The organism is Desulfovibrio sp. ZJ369 (assembly GCF_011039085.1).
GTDB lineage: Bacteria > Desulfobacterota > Desulfovibrionia > Desulfovibrionales > Desulfovibrionaceae > Desulfovibrio.
The window spans coordinates 45,068-68,466 of the sequence record NZ_JAAKEI010000014.1 but is presented as its reverse complement, the minus strand read 5'-3'; the positions used below and the strand labels follow the sequence as shown (position 1 = coordinate 68,466).

General features: G+C 59.5%; 17 protein-coding genes and 1 tRNA gene. 8 read left to right on the top strand and 10 right to left on the bottom strand.

From position 1 onward, the window contains the following. Positions 1-111 precede the first annotated feature (111 nt). From G7Y51_RS06810 to G7Y51_RS06800, 3 genes are all read right to left on the bottom strand, one after another. Complete coding sequence (locus G7Y51_RS06810; RefSeq protein WP_165175855.1) at positions 112-1,302, bottom strand: tyrosine-type recombinase/integrase; 1,191 nt, start codon at positions 1,300-1,302, stop codon at positions 112-114. A gap of 161 nt (positions 1,303-1,463) precedes the next feature. Further along, positions 1,464-1,540, bottom strand: a tRNA-Met gene (locus tag G7Y51_RS06805). A 193-nt stretch (positions 1,541-1,733) separates the two neighbouring features. Beyond that, entirely contained in the window at positions 1,734-2,531 is a 798-nt protein-coding gene (locus G7Y51_RS06800; protein WP_165175852.1) for an undecaprenyl-diphosphate phosphatase, read from the bottom strand. Between the two features lie 142 nt (positions 2,532-2,673). Here G7Y51_RS06800 and G7Y51_RS06795 point away from each other — a divergent pair, with 142 nt between their 5' ends. Next, entirely contained in the window at positions 2,674-2,862 is a 189-nt protein-coding gene (locus G7Y51_RS06795; protein WP_165175850.1) for a hypothetical protein, read from the top strand. Positions 2,863-2,889: 27 nt separating this feature from the next. Here the strand turns inward: G7Y51_RS06795 and metG are convergent, their stop codons facing one another. Together metG and ricT are read right to left on the bottom strand one after the other, a co-directional pair. Then, positions 2,890-4,893 (bottom strand): methionine--tRNA ligase, encoded by a 2,004-nt coding sequence (metG, locus tag G7Y51_RS06790; protein WP_165175846.1) that lies wholly within the window; start codon positions 4,891-4,893, stop codon positions 2,890-2,892. Between the two features lie 116 nt (positions 4,894-5,009). Continuing rightward, positions 5,010-6,080, bottom strand: coding sequence for a regulatory iron-sulfur-containing complex subunit RicT (gene ricT / locus G7Y51_RS06785; protein WP_165175843.1), 1,071 nt, complete (start codon positions 6,078-6,080; stop codon positions 5,010-5,012). 169 nt (positions 6,081-6,249) lie between these two features. On the opposite strand from ricT, the gene G7Y51_RS06780 reads away from it, so the two are divergent. The 5 genes from G7Y51_RS06780 (at position 6,250) to G7Y51_RS06760 (ending at position 15,974) form a co-directional block, all read left to right on the top strand. Continuing rightward, complete coding sequence (locus tag G7Y51_RS06780; protein ID WP_165175840.1) at positions 6,250-6,819, top strand: HD domain-containing protein; 570 nt, start codon at positions 6,250-6,252, stop codon at positions 6,817-6,819. A 147-nt stretch (positions 6,820-6,966) separates the two neighbouring features. Continuing rightward, entirely contained in the window at positions 6,967-8,274 is a 1,308-nt protein-coding gene (locus G7Y51_RS06775; protein ID WP_165175837.1) for an ATP-dependent 6-phosphofructokinase, read from the top strand. Beyond that, entirely contained in the window at positions 8,274-11,564 is a 3,291-nt protein-coding gene (locus G7Y51_RS06770; protein WP_241160159.1) for a UvrD-helicase domain-containing protein, read from the top strand. The genes G7Y51_RS06775 and G7Y51_RS06770 overlap by 1 nt, the downstream gene beginning before the upstream one ends. Beyond that, the gene (locus tag G7Y51_RS06765; protein WP_165175834.1) at positions 11,561-14,503 is read left to right on the top strand and encodes a PD-(D/E)XK nuclease family protein; all 2,943 of its coding nucleotides are present in this window, start codon (positions 11,561-11,563) and stop codon (positions 14,501-14,503) included. Before G7Y51_RS06770 ends, G7Y51_RS06765 begins: the two co-directional genes overlap by 4 nt. A gap of 316 nt (positions 14,504-14,819) precedes the next feature. After that, a complete protein-coding gene (locus G7Y51_RS06760; RefSeq protein WP_165175832.1) occupies positions 14,820-15,974 on the top strand; it encodes a nitronate monooxygenase in 1,155 nt (384 codons plus the stop codon). Positions 15,975-16,221: 247 nt separating this feature from the next. Here the strand turns inward: G7Y51_RS06760 and lolA are convergent, their stop codons facing one another. Both lolA and G7Y51_RS06750 read right to left on the bottom strand, forming a co-directional pair. Then, the gene (gene lolA, locus G7Y51_RS06755) at positions 16,222-16,902 is read right to left on the bottom strand and encodes an outer membrane lipoprotein chaperone LolA (protein WP_165175829.1); all 681 of its coding nucleotides are present in this window, start codon (positions 16,900-16,902) and stop codon (positions 16,222-16,224) included. 25 nt (positions 16,903-16,927) lie between these two features. After that, positions 16,928-19,258 carry a DNA translocase FtsK gene (locus G7Y51_RS06750; protein WP_241160158.1) on the bottom strand — a complete coding sequence of 777 codons (2,331 nt, stop codon included), beginning with the start codon at positions 19,256-19,258 and terminating at the stop codon, positions 16,928-16,930. Here G7Y51_RS06750 and G7Y51_RS13735 point away from each other — a divergent pair. Beyond that, complete coding sequence (locus G7Y51_RS13735; protein ID WP_241160161.1) at positions 19,193-19,381, top strand: hypothetical protein; 189 nt, start codon at positions 19,193-19,195, stop codon at positions 19,379-19,381. The two genes, G7Y51_RS06750 and G7Y51_RS13735, sit on opposite strands and share 66 nt — an antisense overlap. 369 nt (positions 19,382-19,750) lie before the next feature. On the opposite strand, the gene efp is transcribed toward G7Y51_RS13735, so the two are convergent. Next, complete coding sequence (efp, locus tag G7Y51_RS06740; protein WP_165175826.1) at positions 19,751-20,308, bottom strand: elongation factor P; 558 nt, start codon at positions 20,306-20,308, stop codon at positions 19,751-19,753. 193 nt (positions 20,309-20,501) lie between these two features. Here efp and yihA point away from each other — a divergent pair, with 193 nt between their 5' ends. Continuing rightward, positions 20,502-21,131: a ribosome biogenesis GTP-binding protein YihA/YsxC gene (gene yihA / locus G7Y51_RS06735; RefSeq protein WP_165175875.1), complete on the top strand. Its 630-nt coding sequence runs from the start codon at positions 20,502-20,504 to the stop codon at positions 21,129-21,131. Between the two features lie 3 nt (positions 21,132-21,134). On the opposite strand, the gene G7Y51_RS06730 is transcribed toward yihA, so the two are convergent. Both G7Y51_RS06730 and G7Y51_RS06725 read right to left on the bottom strand, forming a co-directional pair. After that, on the bottom strand, positions 21,135-22,598 hold the full coding sequence (locus G7Y51_RS06730; protein ID WP_165175824.1) for a cation diffusion facilitator family transporter: 1,464 nt from the start codon (positions 22,596-22,598) through the stop codon (positions 21,135-21,137). A 56-nt stretch (positions 22,599-22,654) separates the two neighbouring features. After that, positions 22,655-23,227, bottom strand: a complete 573-nt coding sequence (locus G7Y51_RS06725; protein ID WP_165175822.1) for a hypothetical protein — start codon at positions 23,225-23,227, stop codon at positions 22,655-22,657. Positions 23,228-23,399: the final 172 nt, after the last annotated feature.

The window sequence follows — 23,399 nt, the reverse complement described above, 5'->3', positions numbered from 1 at the left end:
TCGCTTTTGCCTTCGGCATCAGCAGGGGGACGCTCTACAAGCGCATAAAGGATGGCAAATTCCCCCCGCCTGAGAAAATTGCTGAGAGGATCTCCCGCTGGCCCGTCTCCGTCATTCGGGAATATCTGGTGCGTGAAGGCGGCTCTGTCCTTGTGCCAGACTGTCAAGATAGTCAGCCCACGCCTGCATCATAGCCCGGCGTTCATCCATGTATGCGGCGCGGTTATATACGGCCCGCACCTTGTCAGTGTCGCCATGAGCAAGCTGGCGCTCGATAAGGTCGGGCCGGTAGCCCATCTCATTGAGCAGCGTTGACGCCATCGCGCGAAATCCATGCGCTGTCATTTCGTCCTTTCCGTAGCCCATACGGCGCAACGCGGACAAAACCCCGTTCTCCGAAAGCGGACGCGAGGGCCGCACCCCAGGGAAGATCCACTGCTCCGAGAGCTTCCGCTCCCTGATGCCCTCCAACAGCGCCACACATTGCCTGGCAAGCGGCACCCGGTGCTCGAAACGCATTTTCATCTTATGCGCCGGGATGCGCCACTCCCTCCCCTCCCAGTCTATCTCCTGCCATTCCGCCCTCCTCACCTCGCCCGGACGGCAAAAAGTATATGCTGACCACAGCATTGCCGCGCGGGTAATCAAATTCCCCCTGTACTCCATGATCGATGCCATCAGGCCCGCAACGTCCCCGGGACGAATCAAGGCAGCCCGGGGCTTTTCCACATGCGCCGTGAGGGCGCCCCGTAAATCACGGCACGGATCTGACCCGCAATAGCCGCAGGCAACCCCGTATCTGAATACCTGGGAGCAAATCCCCAACACGCGCGAGGCAGTCTCAAACTTCCCGCGCCCCTCAATCAGGCGAAGGAACTTTAAGATTTCCGGTGGGGTAACGGCCTGGATCTCGTTCCCCCCGATGTGGGGGAAGGCATATTTTTGCAGCCGCGTGGTGACAGTGGTTTTGTGCGCCTCGCTCCACCGGGGAGCCTGGCGCTCTATCCATTCCAGAGCGCTGGCGCTGAACGTGGGGTTTTGCGCCTTGGCATCCGGCTCCAATCGTTCGCCGGACTCAAGAAGCGCCTTCGCATTGAGGAGAGCAAGCCGCGCATCCCGCAGGCTGACGGCGGGATAATGCCCGATGGTATGGCGGCGATCTTTCCCGGCCTCGCGATATTTAATGCGCCAGACCTTCGAGCCGGTAGGCAGAATTTCGAGGTAGAGCCCGCCGCCGTCAAACACCTTGTAGCGGGTGGCCTTCGGCTTCAGGGCCCTGATAGCTGTGTCAGTGAGCGGCATTGGGGTAACAACTCCGGTTCGCTTTATCTCGTTACCCTGGTTGTTACCCTATTTCTGACGCGCTGCCAATGACCATAATGGCAACATGGACAACATGAGAAGCCTTAAAATCAAGAAGTCCAAGGACTTTTGAATATCCTTGGACTTCCTTGACATCATATTGGTAGCAAGGGAGGGATTTGAACCCCCGACACTGCGGGTATGAACCGCATGCTCTAACCAACTGAGCTACCTTGCCGTATGTTGCGCTGCCCGGCTGCACTGCGCCCGGCAGTGACGCGTCGCACTGAATACACAATTCAGAGCTGCTTGGCAAGATTTTTTTACGGGATTTTCAGTAAAAAAATCAGCGCCTGCGCCCTGCCCGCTTCCGGCCTGCTCCGCATGTCCGCCGCAGCGCGGCTGCCGCAACACCCCGCAAGCGCACAGCTCTAATGAACCATGAAATAATAGACAAAGGGCGCGAGCAGCAGGCGGTAGACGGCAAAGGGCACCAGGGTCATTCTGCCCACCAGGGACACGAAAACCCTTACGGCCAGCAAAGCCGACACAAAGGCCCCGGCACTGCCCACCAGAAAAAAGGGAATGTCTGCCGTGGAGAACAGATTGAGATTGCTGAGCATGTCATAGCCCGTGGCAGCCACCATGATCGGCACGGCCGCAATAAAGGAATACTCCGCCGCTACCGGGCGCCTGGCGCCCATGAGCATGCCGCCCATGATTGTGGCGGCCGAGCGTGAAAAGCCGGGCCACAGCGCAAGGCACTGAAAACAGCCGATGCCCAGGGCCAGCCGCGGCGTCATCTCGTCCAGACTGACACAGGTGGGCTTCTGCTTGCGGCGTTCCACCAGGATCATGCAGACGGCCCCCACCACCAGAGCAATCAGCACTGTGGCGGGCCGGAAAAGATAGTGCTTGATCAGGGAGTGGAACAGAAGGCCCACCACGCAGGCGGGCAAAGAGGTCAGGATCAGCAGCCAGATCCCCCGCATGCCGGCAAAGCGCACATAGGGTTGCGGCCGCGCCAGGCCCCAGAACCGCTTCCAGTACAACACCACCACGGCCAGAATGGCCCCGAGCTGAATGACCACTTCAAAGGTAGCGGCGCGTTCTCCCACAAAATCAAGCAGCTCTCCCACCAGTATCATATGGCCGGAAGAAGAAACCGGCAGAAATTCGGTCAACCCTTCAACTATGCTTAAAATAAGCGCGGTGAGGAGATTATCCATGTATTCAGCCTCAATGGGCCGCCCAGCGTCGAAGCGCCCGCAAGCGTGTCCGCGCGGCCCGTGGTTTTCCGGTAAATGAAGGCCGCGGCATTGCCAAAAAACGCTGCCGCAGCTATGCTAAGAGAAAAAGAGGTATACGCCGATGTCAACCATCATGCCCCAGAGCGAACTTGTGCGCAAAGCGGCCGCCTTTCTGGCGGAACAGCGTTCTCAAACCCCCGGCAGAAGCCTGGCCAGCCTTTTGGATGAAGCAGGCATGCGCTTCAATCTCACGCCGCTGGATGCGGCGGCCCTGGAACGCCTTTTTCGCAAGGAGCCCCCGGCGGAATAATGCCCCTCCCTTTTCCGGCCGGGCCTGTCAGGCAATTTCGCTGCCGTTGGGCATGACCTCGGCGGCGTTGAGCAGGCTGAGCCTGTCGTTGCTTTGCGCCGTGAGCACCATGCCGTAGGACATCAGGCCGCGGATTTTGCGCGGCGCAAGGTTGAGCACCGCGCAGACCTGCCGACCGACCAGAGCGTCTGGCGCATAGTGTTCCGCCAGGCCGGAAAGAATCTGGCGCGGCTGCCCTTCCCCGAAGTCGATCTCCAGACGCAGGATGCGGTCGGCATTGGGATGTTTTTCCGCCGCAAGCACCGTGCCTATCCGCAGATCCAAGGCCTTGAACTGCTCAAAGTCAACAAGTGGCGCGCCTGCGGCGGCGACGTTGTCTGAGGCGTCCGCGGGTTTTTCGCCCTTGTGCGGCGTGACCGGCAGGCTCTTTTCAGGCTTTTTCCGCGCGTTTGCGGTGGATGTTCCTTTCGCCTCCGCAGGGGCGGCCAGCTGCCGCTCAATGCGCGGGAAAAGATTGGAAGCCTCGGCCACCGGCGTGCCTGCGGCAAGACCGCCAAAGCAGGTGATTTCATCTTCCAGGGCAGGCACCGGCGGCATGCTTTTAGGTACAGGCTGACCAAGCTGCTCAAGCATCCTGCCGGACGCATCGGGCATCACCGGCCAGAGGCAGACGGCAATTTTCCGCATGGCCGCGAGCAATATGTACATCACCGTGGCCAGCCGTTCCATGCGTCCTTGCTTGTGCAGCGCCCAGGGAGCCTGGCCGTCAACGTATTTGTTCAATCCGCGCACCAGCTCCCACAGACATTCCAGGGCTTGCGCAAACTGGACATTGGCGAAAAGCTGCGCGTAATTGCGCATGGCTCCGGCGCAGAGCTCAACGACAGCTTCATCCTCGGGCTCGCGCTGCCTGGGCTGGGGAACCTTGCTCCCGAAGTATTTGGCTGTCATGGACAGCACGCGGCTGAAAAGATTGCCGAGATCATTGGCCAGATCCGCATTGATCCGGCCAATGAGCGCGTCTTCGCTGAAATTCGCGTCAGAGCCGAAATGCATGTCGCGCAAAAGAAAATAACGGAACGCGTCCACGCCGAAGCGTTGGCCGAGATCCGCGGGATCCACCACATTGCCCAGGGACTTGGACATTTTCGTATCGCGGGAAAGCCAATAGCCGTGCACGTTCAGATGTCTGTACAACGGCAGGCCCGCGGCCTTGAGCATGGCGGGCCAGAAAACGGCATGCGGCTTGAGAATATCCTTGGCCACCAGATGCTCGCCGGGCCAGTAGCGCGCATACTCCGTTCCGTCCGGCCAGCCCAGGGCGCTGATATAGTTCAGCAACGCGTCGAACCAGACATAGCAGACGTAATTCTTGTCAAAGGGCAACTCAATGCCCCAGGTCAGCCGGCTTTTGGGGCGTGAAATGCACAAATCCTCAAGAGCCCCCGACTCCAGCATGGACAGCACTTCGGCGCGGTAGCGATCCGGCCGGATAAAGTCCGGGTGGGCGGCAATATGTTCTTTGAGCCAGGGCAGGTATTTGGACATACGGAAGAAGTAGTTCTTCTCGCTGATAAACTCTGGCCTGGTCTGATGTTGCGGGCAGAGCCCGTTTTCCAGTTCCTTTTCAGTATAGAAACGTTCGCAGCCATAGCAGTAGTGGCCGCCGAACTCGCCGAAATAAATATCCCCGGCATCATGGACCTGCTGCAAAAAGTTCTGCACGGCGCGCTTATGCGCCTTGTCCGTGGTGCGCACAAAGCGGTCGTTGGCAATGCCCAGTTGCGGCCAGAGCGCCTGAAAACGCGCGCTGATGGCATCCACGAACTCCTGGGGCGTCTTGCCTTCCTTTTCGGCGGCCTGCACGATTTTGTCGCCGTGCTCGTCCGTGCCGGTCAGAAACAGCGTGTCCTCGCCGAGCAATTTGTGGAAGCGCGCCAGGGAGTCGGCAACCACTGTGGTATAGGCGTGCCCCAGATGCGGTTTGGCATTGACGTAATAAATGGGCGTGGTGATGAAAAAGCTTTTCACGCAAGACTCCGTACTGCTGATCGTTTCAACCGGGTATTCAGATCTGTTTGCGGCAGCGGCGTGCCGCAAATGCGGCCTTTTCCGCAGCGCGCTTGCCGCTGCGCGCCGGAGCCGCTTTACTCGCTCTCGGAACGCGGCGGCCTGCGGCGGCGCTTGCGGCGGTTTTTCCCGGAGTCCCCGGCTGCCCCGCCTGCCCCGTTCCGGGGGGCAGCGCTTTCTTCCGGGTGCGTTGGCGCGGCCTTGGCGTCCTTTTCCCGGGGCAGCAGATTGCCAAAGAGATTGGGATCTTCCACATTGTCCGGCGTGACCGAAACCACCAGCATACCGTCGCCCTGAGGCGGCCTGGCAGGCTGTCTGCCCTGCCCTGCCTGCGGCTGACTTTCCGGACGATACGGAGTCAGGGCCTGCCACTCATCCAGGCTTACTTCCAGCTCCTCGTTGTTTTCCGTGAGCACGGAAAGGGTATTGCGAAACATATTGGCCCGCAAAACCTTCATGACGCCCTGGCTTGTCTGGTACTTCTTGCCCAGGCGCGGGCAATTCCGATGAAAGCGATCGTAATTTTCCTGCTCATAGGAAAGGCAGCAGAGGAGCCTGCCGCAAATGCCGGAAATTTTGGCCGGATTAAGAAAAAGATTCTGTTCCTTGGCCATCCTGATGGTCACCGGGGCGAACTTGCGCAGATACCTGCGGCAGCAGCAAACCATGCCGCAATTGCCGACAGCGCCTATCATCTGGGTTTCATGGCGCACGCCGATCTGCCGCAGTTCTATGCGCGCGCGGTATTCCCGCACCAGATCCTTGACCAGATCCCTGAAGTCGATACGCGCTGGCGCGGTAAAGTAAAAAATCAGCTTGCTGCGATCGAAAAAAACTTCCACATCCACCAGCTTCATGTCCAGGCGGCGCTCGCGGATGCACTGACGGCAAAAAAGACGGGCCTCCCTAGACAGGGCTTCATTTTCCTGCCCCTGCCGCAATTCCTCGGCATTGGCCTCGCGCAGCACGGGAGGCAGGCTTGCCTCTTCCACGCCGGGCAGGGCCTCTACCGGGCCGGAAACCACCTGGGCGAGAGTCCGGCCCTGTTCGGCGTCAATAAGGACATGATCCCCCGGTTTAAAGCCGGGGGGGCCGGAATAATAACTTGTCTGACCAAGTGTGCGAAATCTGAGACCGTATATGGGCATAAGCGTCACTTATGATAAAAATCGGGAAAAATGTCTGAAGACTTTTCTTTTCGGCCATATCAGCCGTGCTGTCAACAGGCGGCGGAATTTCAAGGGTTCACTGCCCGCGCCGCGGCTTGCCATCAGGCCGCCGCTGCCTTACTATTTACCTTCTTGAGGGGAGAATGTCATGATCCAAAGAGCCGAAGCCCTGAAATTGCTGGCCGAAGAGGGCACGCCGGAATCGCTTTTGCAGCACGCTCTGGCCTCGGAAGCCGTCATGCGCGCGCTTGCGCGGCATTGGGACGAAGATGAGGAACTTTGGGGCCTGACCGGGCTTTTGCACGATCTGGATTTTCCGCGCACTGCAAGAACGCCAGAACGGCATGGTCTGGAGGCGGCTGAGCGGCTGCAAGGCCTTTTGCCGGAAGAAGCCCTGACTGCCATTCGCGCCCACAATGGCGAGATGAACGGCTTTGAGCCTCGAAGCCGTTTCGACTACGCCCTGCGCTGCGGCGAAACCGTGACCGGCCTGATCGGCGCGGCCGCTCGCATGCGCCCCACCGGGCTTGACGGCATGGAGCCGAAAAGCATCAAAAAAAAGATGAAGGACAAAGCCTTTGCCGCCGGCGTCAACCGGGAAAATATCCGCCAATGTTCCCAGGCCGGGCTGGACTTGGATGCCTTTCTGGCCCTGGCGATCGAAGCCATGCGGGATCGGGCTTCGGAACTCGGTTTGCAGGCTCCGGACAGGGGCTGACCAATTGCCGGCAACACGCGGCGCGTCGCCGCGCAAAGCCGGGCGAAGGGCTGTTGGGCTCTTTTGCGCTCGGGACGGAGCGAGAACATACTGTCGCTGCCCTTTGGCGGCCAACCGGATCTTTATGGCCTGTGAGGCAGAGAATTTATGACTGAAGATCGCACGCTGAATACATCCATTCGCACCCTTGGGCCCTGCAAGCTGGAATCGCATTTGCCGTACAGGACCTGGGCCGACGACAAATGCATACCCATATTTGTGGATGAGGAGCTGAGCGAGGATGCCCAGGAGCCCTTCTGCGTGAGCTTTGAGGCGGCCGGGCCGCGCAAGAAGCTCTATTTCGATTCTTCCCGCGCCAAATGCGCCATTGTCACCTGCGGCGGACTCTGCCCGGGCATCAACGACGTGATCCGCGCCATAGTCATGGAGGCCTATCACGCCTATAACGTGCCGGCCGTTCTCGGCATTCCGTACGGCCTGGAAGGCTTTATCCCCAAATACCGGCATGCGCTGCTTGAGCTGAACCCGGAAATGGTGGCCGACATCCACCGCTTCGGCGGCACAATATTGGCTTCCTCCCGCGGGCCGCAGCCGCCGGATGAAATCGTGGACACTCTGGAGCGCTGCAACATCAACGCCCTTTTTGTCATCGGCGGCGACGGCACCATGAAGGCCGCGCTCTCCATCAGCCAGGAAGTGCAAAAGCGGGGCCTGAAAATCTCGGTCATCGGCATCCCCAAAACCATTGACAACGACATTAACTTCATCACGCAGTCCTTCGGCTTTGAAACTGCGGTCTTCAAAGCCACCGAGGCCATTGAATGCGCGCATACCGAAGCTTGCGGCACGCCCAACGGCATCGGCCTGGTCAAACTGATGGGCCGGGAATCCGGCTTTATTGCGGCGCGGGCCGCTCTGGCCCTCAAAGAAGTAAATTTTGTTCTGATTCCTGAGGCTCCCTTTACCCTGGAGGGCGAAGGCGGCCTGCTGCCCGCCCTGGCACAACGCCTGAAGGCGCGCGGGCATGCCGTGATCGTGGCGGCCGAAGGCGCAGGCCAGCATCTGCTGAAGCACAATGCCGGCACTGACGCATCGGGCAATCCCGTTCTCGGCGACATTGCCGATCTGCTGCGCAAGGAAATCAATGCCTATCTGGATGCCCGCCATGTGGAACACTCGATCAAATACATAGACCCGAGCTACATTATCCGATCGGTCCCGGCCAATGCCAACGATAAGGTTTACTGCGGCTTTCTCGGACAATATGCCGTGCATGCGGCCATGGCCGGGCGCACCGACATGGTGGTGGCGAAACTGCAGGACCGCTATGTGCATCTGCCCCTGCAACTGGTCACCCGCAAGCGCCGCAAGCTGAATATTTATTCCGACCTCTGGCGCGCGGTGCTTGAATCCACCGGCCAGGGCATGCTCACAGGCATGCTGCCGCCCGAGTAATGCGCGAGCTTTCCGGTATGCCGCGTTTGCGCCAGGTCAAGGCTTCGGCCGGTTCCGGCAAAACGTATGAACTGACCCGCTGCTTTTTGCAGCGCCTTCTGGAGTGCGGCGGCGCGCAAAGCGCCGTCTCGGTCTCCCCGGCCTGCGCTCTGGCTGTCGACGGCCTGCAAAGCGGCTGGGGCGACATCCTGGCCATCACCTTTACCAATGCGGCCGCAGCCGAAATGCGCGATCGCGTGATCATGCATCTGAAAAGCGTCGCGCTCGGCAACTGCCAGGATGTTTCGGACAAGAGCCTCGTTCTGCGACCTGCTGACGCCCGCTTCTGGGTAAATGTGGTTTTGCGCGATTTGAGCGCGCTGAACATCCGCACCATTGACAGCCTGCTGCATTTGATTGTGCGCGCCGCTGCCCTGGAGTTGAATCTCCATCCGGATTTTCAGCCGGTTTTCGCCACGGAGGAAGCCCTGACGCCCTACCTGGACGTGGTCATGGAGCGCGCCTGGCAGGGCGATCCAGACATGCGCGATCTGCTGTGGCAAGCCTGCCGCGCCTTAGTGGTTTACGGTCAAAGCAAGGGCTTTCTGGCCGGTGAAAAATTGCTGCGCCCTCTGCGGGATCTGCTGGACGACGTGCTGTTGGGCCGCTTTGAGGATCTGGCGTCCGAAAGCTTTCTTAAAGAAAAACTTCAAGAAATGGACAAGGCCGCCATACATGCCGCCCGGGCCTTGCTGGCAGTCGCCCCGGCACACAGCCTGCGCTGGAAAAAAACGGCCCTCGCGGCGGTGGAGCAATTGGCCGCAGGCCGCCTGGAATGCTGTTCTTCAGCCTATACCTCTAAGGCAAGAGTTGAAGAACTTTTTTGTAAAAACAGCGTTCTGCCTGCAAACGCAGGCCAGGCCTATGCCGCGTACGCTGCCTGCGCCGGGCGCAGGAAGAAAAGCGGAGCGCTGATCACCCAGGCCCTGCGCCTTTTGCCTTTTGTGCGCCTTGCTCAAGTACTGGTGAAGGCTTTTCTGCAAAATCAGGAACAGGAAGGCGCGTTGCCCGGCCTGCTCGCGCCGCGCCTGGCCCGGGAAATCCTGCTCGGCGAGCGCGGCGTGCCGGATGCGCTCTGCCGACTGGGCACGCGATTGCAGCATTTTCTGGTGGACGAATTCCAGGATACCAGCCGTGAACAATGGCAAGCCTTGCGGCCCCTGATTGAAGAAGCGCTCTCACGCGGCGGTTCGCTGACCTGGGTGGGGGATGTGAAGCAGTCCATTTATGGGTGGCGCGACGGAGATCCCGAACTTTTTGACGCCGTTTTTGAAGATCAGGGCCTTGCTCGCCTGGCCCCCGATGGAGAGCGTTGCAACTTGCCGTACAACTGGCGCAGTCGGCGCGTTGTGGTGGAGCACAACAACGGCTTTTTTGCGCCCCTGGCGAATTTGCGCACGGCCCGGCAGGTCTTGAGCGCCCTGCTGCCGGGCGATACTCCTGACGCCGTGGCCGCGCTGGACACCGCCGCGCAGCGCCTGGCCGGGGCCTTTCAAGGTGTCAGCCAACAGTGCCCGCCTCAGGCCCTGGAGGGCGGCCTGGTGCGGATGGAAAATCTGGTCGCCGACGATGCCGAGGAGCTGCGCGAGCTTGTGCTGGATCGTCTCTGCACGCTGTTGCGCGAGGAAATCGCCCCGCGCAGGCGATGGTCCGACGTGCTTGTGCTGGTGCGCGGCAATCAGACTGCGGGCTTTGTGGCCGAACGACTGGTGCAGGAGGGCATCCCGGTCATCACCGAAAACAGCCTGCTGCTGGCCGGGCATCCGCTCATCGTGCAAACCGTGGCTTTGCTGACCTTTCTGGATAATCCCAATGACGATGTGGCCTTTTGGACCATGCTCACGGGCCCTGTTTTCAGGGAACACCCAGAAGCAGCCTGCCTGAGCTGGGAGGCTCTGCACGAGTGGTGTCCGACGCGCGGGCAGGGTCCGCTGCATCTGCTTTTCCGAAAGCGCTGGCCCCATGTCTGGCAGCGCCTGCTGGCTCCTTTTTACAGCCAATCCGGGCTGATGACGCCTTATGACATGACCCTGGAGTGGTTCGCGCGCCTTGATGTGGAGGCGCGTTTCCCGGAAGCCGGAACATTTTTGCGTCGCTTTATGGAGGTTCTGCACAATGCCGAAGAAAAGGGTCTTGCGACCCTGCCGGCCTTTCTTGAGCACTGGCGGGCCAAAAGCGACGAGGAAAAAGTGCCCATGCCGGAAAGCATGAATGCCGTGCGCGTCATGACCATACATAAATCCAAGGGCCTGGAGTCGCCGGTGGTGATTATGCCCTGGACCAGCCTCGGCATCCGGGCCGCCGGCGCGCCGGTCGTCACGGAAGTGGAGGGCCTGCGCATGGTTGTGCCCAACCAGAAGGCGCTCGGCCTGCCCTATTTTTCCGAACTGGCCCGGCAGGCTTGCGAAAATCTGCATCTGCTCTATGTGGCTTTTACCCGCGCCAGGGATGAGCTGTATGCTTTTCGCACCCAGACGCCCGGGCTTCAGAAACTGGGCTCGCTTTGTGCCGGGCTGGATATTTTGTGGCAGGAGGCAGGTTTGCGTTTGCCGTACAGCCTGGGAAGCTCGACAGAAGCGGGAAGCCGCGAGGCCGAAGACGCCCCTCCCCGCCCGGAGCCGCCCGCGCCGGAAAGCACGCCCGACCCGGCTTATGCCGGGGAGTGGCGGCCCATGCAATGGCTGCCGCGCCTGAAAATCTTTCGCAACCCCCTGGGCGGATTTACCTTCAAAGCCGAGGATCGCGGCAGTCTGTTGCACTTCTGCCTGGAGCGCTTGCGGCTCACCGGCAAGCCGGAGGAGGATGCCCAGGCCGCGCTGCACTTCGGCTTGCGTCATTTTCCGCTGCCCGTGCCGGAGGATCCGGCCTTGCGGGCCGAGTTGAGCGCCATCCTGGCATGGTTTGCGGGCCAGCCCGAGGCCCGGCGCTGGCTTGAGCGCGGCTGGCCCGAGCAATCCATAATGGACGAGCGAGGCCGCGTGCTGCGCATGGATCTGCTGGTGCGCGAGCCTTGGGGGACGTTGGTTGTGGATTACAAAAGCGGCCGGCCTGAGTTGGATCATATTGCCCAAATCCGCCGCTACCTCGCCTGCCTGGAGGACAGCGGCGAGGCAAAGCCCGGCCGGGCGCGGGGGCTGCTGGTGTATCTTGATTTGCGCCGGTTTCAATTGGTTGATTCCGCCCAGGCCTCGGAATTGCGCGGAAACTACAGAGATCTGCCTCTGCCGACCTTCAGCCCGGAAAACATATGACAAGACGCGCGCCTTTTCTGATTTTTCCCTGGCAGCGCCCTTTTCTGCCGGATCTCAAGGCGGTTCTTGAGGAGCAAAGCCACGGGCGCCCCGGCTCGGCCCTGCTGATCGTGCCGCACAATCGTCCCTGGCGCTATCTTCTGCAGCTCTATGCCCAGGACGGCGGCCGCCGCCTTTTGCCCAAGGTGATCACCCTCTCCGGGATGATCGGCATCTGGCGGGCGCATACGAGCACGGCTCCGCTGCATACGGCCAATATGCTGGATCGCGCGGCCCTGCTCCATGAGTGCGTGCTGGCCCTCGCCCGTGAGGACGCAGCGCTTTCCGCCCGCTTTGCGCGCATGGACATGGCGCTTTTTCTGCCTTGGGGATTGCGATTGGCCGCGCTGTTGGAAGAAATGTTCGGGCAGAGGATCGAAGCCGCGGATCTGCTCCATGTGGAAAGCGAAGTGGCTGCCCCGGCTGCCGCGCTTCTGGGCGCGCTGGGCCGGATCAGCCGCGCCTATCTGGCGGCTCTGGCCCAACGCAACTGGACAACCCCAGGCCTGGATTATTATGAAGTCTGCCGCGAGGCGGCCGCTATCCCGCCGCTGCTTCTGCCCGGCCCGGACAGGCCTGTGCTGATCGCGGGTTTTTCCGTGCTGACTCGCGCGGAAGATATGCTTCTGCGCAGCTTGTGGGAGTCCGGGGCGCGGATCTGCCTGCACAGCGATCTCAATCTGGCCCTGGGCAAAGCCGGGCATTGGGCCTGCGCCGAACATGCGGCCTGGATGCGCCGCTGGCAGGCCGGAGCTGTTCCCGCGCTTGAGCCTCGCCCCGAAGAGCTGGAGCACAGGCCGCGCCTCTTCTTTTTTGCCGGCTACGACTGCCACTCCCAACTTGAAGCTCTGCGCGAGACCCTCAGGGAAAGCGGAAATCCGGCGTCGTCTTCGCCCTCCACGGCGGTTGTCCTCACGGACAGCGCCCTGCTGATGCCGGTGCTGCATCATCTGCCGGACAAGGACGTCAACGTGTCTATGGGCTATCCCCTGGAGCGATCGCCGCTGAACCGTCTTCTGGATGCCCTGCTGCATCTGCAGGCCGGACGGCGCGAAGACGGCCGCTATTACTGGCGCGATCTCTTGCAATGCCTGCGCCACCCGTACTTGAACATGCTGCGGGTGGATAACGGGGACGGCGAACAGCTTTTTTTGCGCGAGGCCCTGCATCGTCTGGAAAGCCTGATACGCAACGGCAGCCGTTTTGTGGATCTGGAGGCACTGTCTGCGGAATGTCGCTCCGCCCTGCCCCCTGCCCTGGCAAGCCTGCTTGCGGAAACGCTGGAAGTTATGGTGAATGCCACGGCAGCCGCTTCCACCACGGCCGAAATGGCCGAAAGCCTGCGCGGCATTTGCGATTTGCTGCTGGCGCGCGGCGGCGACATGTGGCGTCATTTTCCCCTGGATGCCGAGGCCATCTATCGCCTTGTGCAACATGCCGCGCCCATTCTGCGCGAAACCTGCCTTGCGCGCACGCCCTTTCCCAAAGCAGTGCTGCACAACCTTACCCGGCAGGTGCTTGCGCAGGAGCGCGTCCCCTTTGAGGCTGAGCCGCTTACCGGTCTGCAGGTGATCGGCATGCTGGAAACCCGCCTCCTGCATTTTGAACGTGTGTTCATCGTGGACGCAACGGATGACAAATTGCCGGGCAATCCGGCTCAGGATCCGCTCCTGCCCGACTCGCTGCGGCAGGTTCTGGGACTGCCTGACGCGCGACGGCGCGAACGCACGGCCGCGCATACGCTCTACCGTCTTTGCGCCGGAGCCCGGGAACTGCATTTTTTCTGGCAGGAGGGCATCAGCCGGTCCACGCTTTTTGACGGGAAGAAAAGCCGCAGCCGTTTTGTGGAGCAACTGCTCTGGGAGGAGGAACAGCGCCGGGGCGCGCTGCTTGTCCCCGGGCGCGAGCCCTTGCGCGCCGCGCGTTGCACGGTTCGCGCCACGCAGCCCGTGCCCAAAAAACTGCACCGGAACGCGGGTCTCGACACTGCTCTGGAAAAACTGTTGCGCGCGCCCCTTTCCGCCACGCGTCTGGATGTTTACCTGCAATGCCCGCTGCGTTTTGCCTGGCAACATTTATGCGGGCTGGCTCCAGTGCAGGAAATCAACGAAGGCGATGATCCGGCCGCGGTGGGCATCTGCCTTCACCAGACCCTGCGTGCCCTTTTCGAGCCTTACCTGCATAAAGAGGTGCGCCGGGGTGATATTTCGCCGCAAACCGGGCGCGCCTGCTTTTATGAGGCTTTGGAGGCGGCGGATCTGCGGCGTGTTCTGCCGCCGGACAGTTGCTTGATGCTGGAGGCCGCCGTGCCCCTGAGGCTGGAGCGTTTTCTGGACCGGCAGCCGGAATGCGCCACGATTTTGGCGCTGGAGCAGAAATTGCTTGCGACTCTGCATCTGGCAGGCCGCAACTACACCTTTACCGGAACCCTGGACCGCCTGGACCGGCGCGACGGCCTTTTATATGTGCTGGATTATAAAACAGGGCGGATCGCGCGGCATGACGGCAGTTTGTGGACGGACAGAGGCTTTTTCCAACGCGTGCAAGCCGCGTTGGCTCTGGAGCCGGGGCAAAGTGCGGCCTGTGCGGAGCAGCTTGACAGCGTGTTCACGGAACTGCGCGAACGGTTGCCCAGCCTGCAATTGCCCTGCTACATTTCCATGATACGCGCCAAAGGCCTGGGTTCCCCCGGCGATGCCGCGCTGGTGGAATTGAGGGACGACGGAGCGGAAGTGCCTTTATTCGGCGGACTTGCGGAAGACGAGCTTGCGGCGGCCCTGGAATATTGCGATCTGGCGCTCGCCTTGACCCTGCGTCACCTGGAAACTGCCCCGGAGTTTGCGGCACAGCCGAAACAGCACTGCGCGTGGTGCCCCTATGCCACGTTATGCAAAGCCTGAGTCCGGAACCGGAAAAAAGTCTTTGCCGGGCGTGTCGTCTGCCTGTTGCCGGCTTTGCCTGGTACGATGAACTGATTTTTCTTCTTCATGTTACACTGGAGGGATTCACCTTTGAGATGCTTTTCTAAAAAATTCGTTTTGAATTTCAGATGGTTGCAATATCATTTTCATTGAAAACGTGAATGTCTCTTCCGGGGCATCTTGTTGCGTCTCGCGTATTTTCAGTCTATGCTGATTGCGCTATGGATTATGGGGCCTGATGCCCGGCCGGGAGGCCGGACGGCGACCCCACACTCGTCACGACGGAGGTCTTGCAATGCCTTTCCCTCCTTTGCAAATAGGCGATCTCACGGCTAAAGTTCCTATCGTTCAAGGGGGCATGGGCGTGGGCATCTCTCTTTCCGGTCTGGCGTCCGCTGTTGCCAATCAGGGCGGCATCGGCGTCATTGCCGGGGCCATGATCGGCATGAAAGAGCCGGATGTGGCCAAAAATCCCCTGGAAGCCAATCTGCGCGCCCTGCGCAATGAAATTCTCAAAGCCCGCCAGCTTTCCAGCGGCATTATCGGCGTGAACATCATGGTTGCCTTGACCACCTTCAGCCAGATGGTGCGCACGTCCATTGAAAACAAGGCCGACATCATCTTTTCCGGCGCGGGCCTGCCCTTGGAGATGCCGCGCCATCTGCTGCAACTTTGCGAAGAGAGAAAACAGGAATTTAAAACCAGGCTGGTGCCCATCGTCTCTTCGGCCAGAGCAGCTTCGATCATTGCCAAAAAATGGCTCTCACGCTTCAATTATCTCCCGGACGCCTTTGTTGTCGAAGGGCCCAAGGCGGGCGGGCATCTGGGCTTCAAGGCCGAAGAACTGCAAGACCCGGCTCTCGCGCTGGAAAATCTTGTCCCGCAGGTGGTGGAAGCCGTGAAGCCCTTTGAGGACCGTGTTGGCCGCGCCGTGCCGATCATTGCCGCGGGCGGCGTATACACTGGCGCGGACATCAAGCGCTTTCTGGATCTGGGCGCCGCGGGCGTTCAGATGGGCACGCGTTTTGTGGCCACCCATGAGTGCGACGCGGACGTTCGTTTCAAGCAGAGCTACCTCGCTGCCCGACCGGAAGATGTCACCATCATCAAAAGCCCCGTGGGCATGCCCGGCCGCGCATTGGGCAACGAATTCATCAACGCGGCGCGCGAAGGCCTTAAAAAGCCCTTTAAATGCATTTTCCACTGCGTAAGCACCTGCCAGCAAGAAAAGACTCCGTACTGCATTGCTCAGGCTTTGATCAACGCCATGAAAGGGAATCTGGAACGCGGTTTTGCCTTTTGCGGGGCCAATGTTTTTCGCGTGAACAAAATTATTTCCGTCAAGGAACTTATGGAATCCCTGCAAAAGGAATTTGACGAAGCCATGAACTCCATAAGCAAGGGTATGCAAAACATGCAGAATAGGCTGGGCTACGCCAATAAGACGTAAACGGAAGCAGGATCTGCAATCGGGATTGGCAAAAAGGCATGGCCCGCGCATGAACGTAAAACTTCATGGCGGGCCATGCCTTTTTTACTGCCCGAATTGTGGGGCCTTTTCAGGCGGTTGCGCCCTCTATCGCCATGAAGCGACAGAAAAGCCAATGCAGCGTCGCCTTGAATCTGCCCTGCCAGAGCGTTGAGCTGATTTCATGAGCAAAACGCTCATTCTTCCCAGCCTGAAAAAACTTCCCGCTTTACTTGAACAATTCTTTTTCCGGCACTGCCTGATCAATGCGATCCTCAACCTCCACGCCTTTGGGCGGCGTAAAGCTGAAATCAGAGGCTTTGGATCGTGCATCCGGTTTAAACTCGGTGAAACGCACGTCATTGATGTTGCCGTAAAAATCCACAATACTGGCCCGGCGGATATATCCGCTCCCCGGCTCCACCCAGATCAGCGCTTCCACCATTTGCGGCGCGGGTTCCCTGGGATAAAGACGCAATTTGGCAAGTCCGTTTTCCAGGCCCTCATCCTTGACCTCAAAGTCCTGGGTCAAAACCGCCTGCCCGGTAATGACCTGGATGATGCTGCGCGAATCCTGCGCCAGGCTGGGCGGGTATCGGTACGCCACCTCTTCATCCGGCAGATAATCCCAGATTTCCCTGGCCGTCACCACCAGGGTTTCGGCATGCGGTTTGGCCGTCTGCCAACGGATCAGCAATGGCTTTTGAAACAGGAGCGTGCCTTGCCGTTTTTCCACGGAGCCGCTTTCCTTGTGGGTCAGGGTTTGCTCAAAGGAGGCGGAAAAAGATTGCAATTTTTCATACCGTTGCTGAATGAGGCCGGTCAGATCCGACGCCAGGGCCGGGACCGACGCGCAGAGCAAGGCGCAAAAAAGTGTTCCGGCAGTGCTGATTTTGCAAAAACTGCGCATGATACCTCCACACTAAAGCGGCAACCTACCGGACAACGGGCCGCGGCTTGCTGCCGTCGGCCGGGCCGATGATACCGTCTTGTTCCAGTTGTTCCACAAGGCGGGCGGCGCGGTTGAAACCGATTTTGAAGCGGCGCTGTACCAGAGAAATGGAAGCCCGGCCCTGTTCGCTGACAAAAGCCTGCACTTCGGCATACAGGGGATCCTGAGCAGCGTCGCCGGCCCCGCTGCTCTGGCCCGCGCCGCTGCTTTCCACTCCCCACTCGGCAAAATCCACTTTGTACGAGGGGCGCAAGTGCCGCTTCCAGTACGTCACCACGCCCTGCACTTCCTCGTCGCTCAAAAAAGGACCGTGCAAACGCTGCAAACGGCCGCCGCTGGGCTTGAACAGCATATCTCCCCTGCCCAGCAGGTGCTCGGCGCCGACCTGATCCAAAATGGTGCGCGAATCATGTTTGGATGTGACCTGAAAAGAAATGCGGCAGGGGAAATTGGCCTTGATCAGGCCAGTGACCACATCCACGCTGGGGCGCTGCGTGGCCAGAATCAAGTGAATGCCGGCGGCGCGCGCCAACTGGGCCAGGCGCACGATGCTGGTTTCCACTTCGCGGGCCGCGGTCATCATCAGATCCGCCAGTTCGTCAATGACAATGACCAGATAGGGCAAGGGTTCCAGATCCGCAAAGTCGGGCGGCAGATCATTTTTAAAGGCCGCCAGCTTCTGATTGAAGCCTGCCACATTGCGCACGCCAAGACGCGCCATGGCTTCATAGCGGCGGTCCATTTCGTGCACCGCCCAATCCAGCGCATTTTTGGCCTCGTTCATTTCCGTGACCACAGGATGCACCAGATGCGGCTCATCGGCATAGACCGCCATTTCTATGCGCTTGGGATCAATCAGCAAAAGCTGCATATCTTCCGGCTGCGTCCGATAGAGCAGGCTGATCAGAATACCGTTCAGGCAGACGCTCTTGCCCGCGCCCGTGGCTCCGGCCACCAGCAAATGCGGCATGCGGGTGAGATCGGCCATAAAGGGTTTGCCTGCAATATCCTTGCCCAGAATCATGGTCAACGGGCCGCAGCCCTTGCGAAAAGCCTCACAGGCGGCCAGTTCCCTGAAGTTGACAATTTCCCGATTGTCATTGGGTATTTCAATCCCCACTGTGTCCGAGCCGGGAATGGGCGCTTGAATGCGCACGGCCATGGCCTTCAGGGCCAGGGCAAGATCGTCGCTCAGGTTGGCGATGCGGCTTACCCGGATGCCCGGAGCCGGGCGCACCTCATACATGGTCACCACCGGCCCCGGCGTGATCCGCACCAGCTCGCCCTGAATGTCAAAATCCTTAAGGCAGGCCATCAGGGTCCTGCCTTTGCCTTCGCGATCTTCACGGCCTTGACCGTGCGGCGCTTTGGCGGGCGGCGCAAGCAGTTCCAGGCCCGGCAACGGCACAGGGACCTTTTTGCCCATGGCAGCGGAAATCAGTTTCTCCCATACCGGTTTTTTCGCATCACGCTGCTCCTTTTCAACACCGCCGTCTACCGGCATTTCCTGCCTGGGCGCGGCTGAAGCCTGCTCTTCGTTTTCAATCGGTTCCGGAGCAGCCTCATCCCCGGAATGCGCCGCCATGTCGCCCAGATCCTCGGTCTGGGCAAAAGGCTCGTCATTGTCTTCACCCGACTGTGTTTGCTTTGCCTTTGGAGCGCGCGGCGCAGCTTTTTTTTCATCCTCATAGACTTCGGGCAGGGTATCGACGGCGGGGCGGATGTCGCCGAGCGCATCCCGCCATTGGGCCAGGCGGGTCAGAAAGCTCCATTGCGGCAAACGTAATGGGGGCAAGCGCCATTTTTTGCGCCCCTCCTGATCGCTCACAGCCGCGTTTTCAGCAGTGAGCCTGGCGCTCAGCCAATGGCCGAAGCGCCCGGCCAGGCTGAACCAGGAGATATTGCAAGCCAGTTGCAGACCGACCAGCAGGACAAACACCCACAGCAAGGCAGAGCCGCCGGGGCTTAAATAAAGGCTGGCGTTGGTATGCAGGGCGTTGCCTACCATGCCGCCGCCCCAGAGATCGCCCAGAGAAATATCCCAGGCCGCGCCCATGACAAGCAGACAGACAGTCAGGAGAAAAAAACCGCACCAACGCCACCAGTGCATTGCGTAGGCCGGGGAGACATAGGCGGCCCCCAGCGCTCCGAAAACCAGCGGCCAGAGCAAGGCGGCCACCCCGAAAACATCATTGAGAAAACCTGCCGCGTAAGCGCCGAACAGGCCTGCCTTGTTCTGCACATCCGCATGTCCGCTGACTACATGATTAAAGCTTGGATCATTGGCGTCAAAGCTGAGCAGGCTGAGCAGCAAAAGCAAAGCCCAGAAGAGAAGAAAAAGGCCGAACAGCTCCCGGCCGAATTTATGGGCGTCCGTAAGACTAACCTCCCGGACAGAGCAAAGGGGTTGCTGCCTGCTCCGTTCGAAAGTGGATAAAAACGCCGGGCTCTGCTTTCCCTGCCCGCTGTTTTTTGCCGACAAGCGAGGACAAAGGCAGCAAAGCCGACCGTTGCACTCCCTGCATTGCGGATTGAACAGGGGGGTGAGCAGCGGCATCCGACAAAAAACAAATCCCCAAAGCCGCCCCTGGGAAGAGAAAGAAAGGGGCGCGGCGCACAGCACGAACTGAAACCATACTGCCCCCTTCCCTGCTCAAGCCCCGGCTTGTTCGGACGCCGTATCCGGAGGAGCGAAGCCCATTCCCTGCGCACTGGCTCGCGCATTTGATCCTCAGCATGCCGGGGGAAGCCGGGAACATATCGAGGCAGCAAGTCACAGGAACTGCCATGCTGCAAACGCGTGCTCTCATTCCCTGCCCAAATACTCCTTGGTGCGCGTGTCCACTTTGATTCTGTCGCCGGTATTGACAAAGATGGGTACCTGGACCATGAGGCCGGTTTCAAGCTTGGCCGGTTTGGTGACGTTGCTCACCGTATCGCCCTTGACGCCCGGTTCGGTTTCCGTGACTTCCAGCACCAGGGTCAGCGGGATATCAATATCCAAAGGAGAGCTTTTGTAAAGCAGCACGCGGCACTCCTGCCCGTCTTTGAGAAAGCCCTCTTTGCCGCCGGTGGAAGCGACGGCCATCTGCAACTGCTCGTAGGTCGTCATGTCCATGAAAATAAGTTCGTCATCCTGACGATAAAGAAACTGCATGTCGCGCGTTTCCAGATCCGGCTTCCCCACCTTGTCGCCGGAACGGAATGTTATGTCCTGCATACGCCCCGTCAGAATATTGCGCAGCTTGGTGCGGACCATGGCGCCGCCTTTGCCGGGCTTGAAATGCTGAAAATCCACTATTTCGTAAGGCGTGCCTTCCACTTCTATCTTAAGGCCCTTGCGAAAATCGGTGGTTGAATACATGCTTTCCTCCTGCATGAAGCCGCATGCCCGGTAGTGGCCGAAAAGCTCGCCCTTCATTTGCCAAACAAGGCTGGAGCGGCTACTCTGCGCCGAAAGTTAGGTTATGTGAGAGCAGAATCCTGAATTAAAAATATTCGATGAAAAGCGCCTTGTTGTCAAGATATAATAATAAAGTAAAACATGAGGTTTTATGATCACCGTCAGTCTCACGCTGGAAACCACGGCCTATACATTGGATCAGCTGATTTCCCGACCAGAGCCGCAGCTTGCCCTTGCAGGGCGCTCCAATGTGGGCAAGTCATCACTGATCAACGCGCTCGCCGGACGAAAAAAACTGGCCAAAGTCAGCTCAACGCCCGGCAAGACGCGATCCGTCAACTTCTACAAGGTGGAGCCCTATGACTTCTATCTTGTGGATCTTCCGGGCTACGGCTATGCCCGCGCAAGCCATACGGAGCGGCAGAAATGGGCGCGCCTGTTGGAACACTATCTGGCGGACTGCAAGAAGCTCAGGGCTCTTGTTCTCTTGTTGGACTGCCGTCTGCCGCCGCAGAAAATAGATCTGGAGCTGGCCTCGTTTGCCCGCCAGTGCCGCCTGCCCCTGCTGCCTGTTCTGACCAAGGCTGATAAATGCAAGCAGCAGGAACGCGCCTTGCGGCAAAAGCAATGGCAGAATCTGCTGGGCGTAAGGCCCGTGGTGACTTCGGCCGAAAGCCGCCTGGGCATGGAGCAACTCTGGCGGGCATTGGCCGTTGCTGCGGAAGCGGAACCTGAAGCGTGGCAAAGCACTCCGGCAAGCGAAAAAAAGCCGGAAGAAAACTAACCTTCAGCGGACTGCCTCTTCCTTGCCCGCCGCAGCTTGCCGCGGCTCCATGTGCACGATAATTCGTGCCAGAAACGGCACTGCGGCGCGGAGCTGCTTTTCCAGCCTGAGGCAGACAGTATGCGCCTCCTGGACGCTCAACGTGCCGTCGATATTGCAATGAAAAGAAATGCAGACGCCCTGTTCCGGCAATTCATATATGGAAAATTTATGCGGATTGTCAGCCAGGGGCTCGCCGTCCACAATGGATTGAACCTGCTCCCAGGCCAGCCCGGAGAAAGGCACGGAAACAGCGGCCCCGGCGCACAGCACGCTGGCTGCGCCTTCAGGCTCCATATGGCTCACGATCTCCACGCCCGGCAGAGCGCGGCGCAAATCCTGCTCAAAAGCCTGTACGCGCTCATACCCTTTGGCAAAGGGCAATAGGCCGGGCAGTTCCACATGCAGCTCAATATGATCGCATTCGCCGCCGCGCAGCACATGCACATTATGCGTCGCCAAACCGTGTTCCGAGGCGATGAGCTGCACCAGGACAAAAGGATTGTCGCTCTGCTGTGAGCCGTTGCTCAACGGTTCCACATGCACGCTCACGTCCGATCCCGGCAAAACCGCTGCCACGGCCTGTTCCGCCTCATGGGCCAGTCTGTGCCCGTCACTGACGCGGATGCCCGGGGCCACTCCCACGGTCAGTTCTACAAAGCTTTGCGGCCCGCTGCTGCGCAAACGCACGCGGCGCACCGCGGTTATGCCCGGAACCTGTTTGACGGCGGCGACCACGTCTTTTTGCTCTTTCGCGGAGCCCGAATCCATGAGCGCGTTAACGGCTGCGCAGGCCATGCTCAGGCTGGCCCGGAAAATAATCAGAGCCACCAGCAAGGCCGCCACCGTATCGGCCTGGGCCAGCACCCTGTACAGCGGATCGGGCAATTGCAGGGCTGACGCCAGCCAAACGGCCAGCACGCCCACCAGAACCACCGCGGAAGAAAGAATATCCGTGGAAAAGTGCAGGGCATCAGCTTCCAGGGCCTGACTTTTATACTGCCGGGCAACACGTCGCAAAATACGCACGCGGTTGACGTCAACGGCCACGGAGATCGCCATGACGCCAACGCCCCACAGGGAAGGCGTCACCGGACTGGCCCCCTCCATCAGGCGTTGCACGCCTTCGTAAACCACCCAAATACAGGTCAAAAACAACAGGAGAGTCTCGCCCAGCGCGGAAAGATTTTCGATCTTGCCGTGACCGTAGGGGTGACAGCTGTCCGGCGGCAGCGCTGAAATCCGCACTGCCATCAGGGTCATGCCTGCGGCAAGCAGATCAAGGCCGCTGTGCAAGGCTTCGGAGAGAATGCCCAGACTGTTGGTGTGCAAGCCGACTGCCAGCTTGAGCGCGGTCAAGGCAAAAGCGGCGACCAGCGAAGCAAGTGCTGCCCTGTGCTTTTCAGTTGTGGCGTCAGGAACCGTCATGGGCTTTCTCCCGCGAGTCCAAGTAAAAAAGCCCCGGAAGAGGCCCAGAACTTATTTCAACCTTGTATATCCCGGTTTTCAGCGGCGCTGATAAGCATTTTGGGCGCCGGCTGCATCCGGAGGGTGCGCCCTGCATCCCTGAAAAGTTCTACGTTGAAATTCTGTGCGGGTTCACGCGCTATTCCACAGTCAACCACAGGCCACAGCCCTGCCCGGAAGAAATCGATATATGCGGTTCGTTGCAGGCTGCGAGCAAGCACAAAGGTCAGATTTTGCACAGCCGCTGTGAAGCTCTTGTCGCGGGTTGCGAACCTGGAAAGCGACTGCATCGACAGAGACTGCAAACATCGGAACTTAGAGCAGATTACCTTTGACTTTTTATGAAAGTCAAAGGTGGCATTCAGGCGAAAACCGCGTTTTTCGCCTGAATGTACGCCGCGTTGCGGCGGCTGCCGCTTTCGCGTCAGCAGAGCATTTTCAAAAAGAAAATGCTCTAGAGCGGTTTGCTGTTGAAAACAGCAAACCGCTCTGGCGGCCGCGGGAGCGGACGCCCGCGCCGAATGAGCCTGAAAACCACGCTTTTCAGGCGAAATGATGGCAGCGCCGCTTTTGAAATTGAATAATTTCAAAAGCAAAATGCTCTAGAAAAATCTCAGCGGCTGGAGCACAGTCGCGCGTTTAGAGCGTTTAGCTAATTTCATTAGCAAAACGCTCTGGCCGTCGCCGCGGCAGCGGCATACGGATACCCACAGCGGTTTCTTTAGGCAAAGCTCAGCGCAAGCCAAGTGCTGTTTTTCTCCG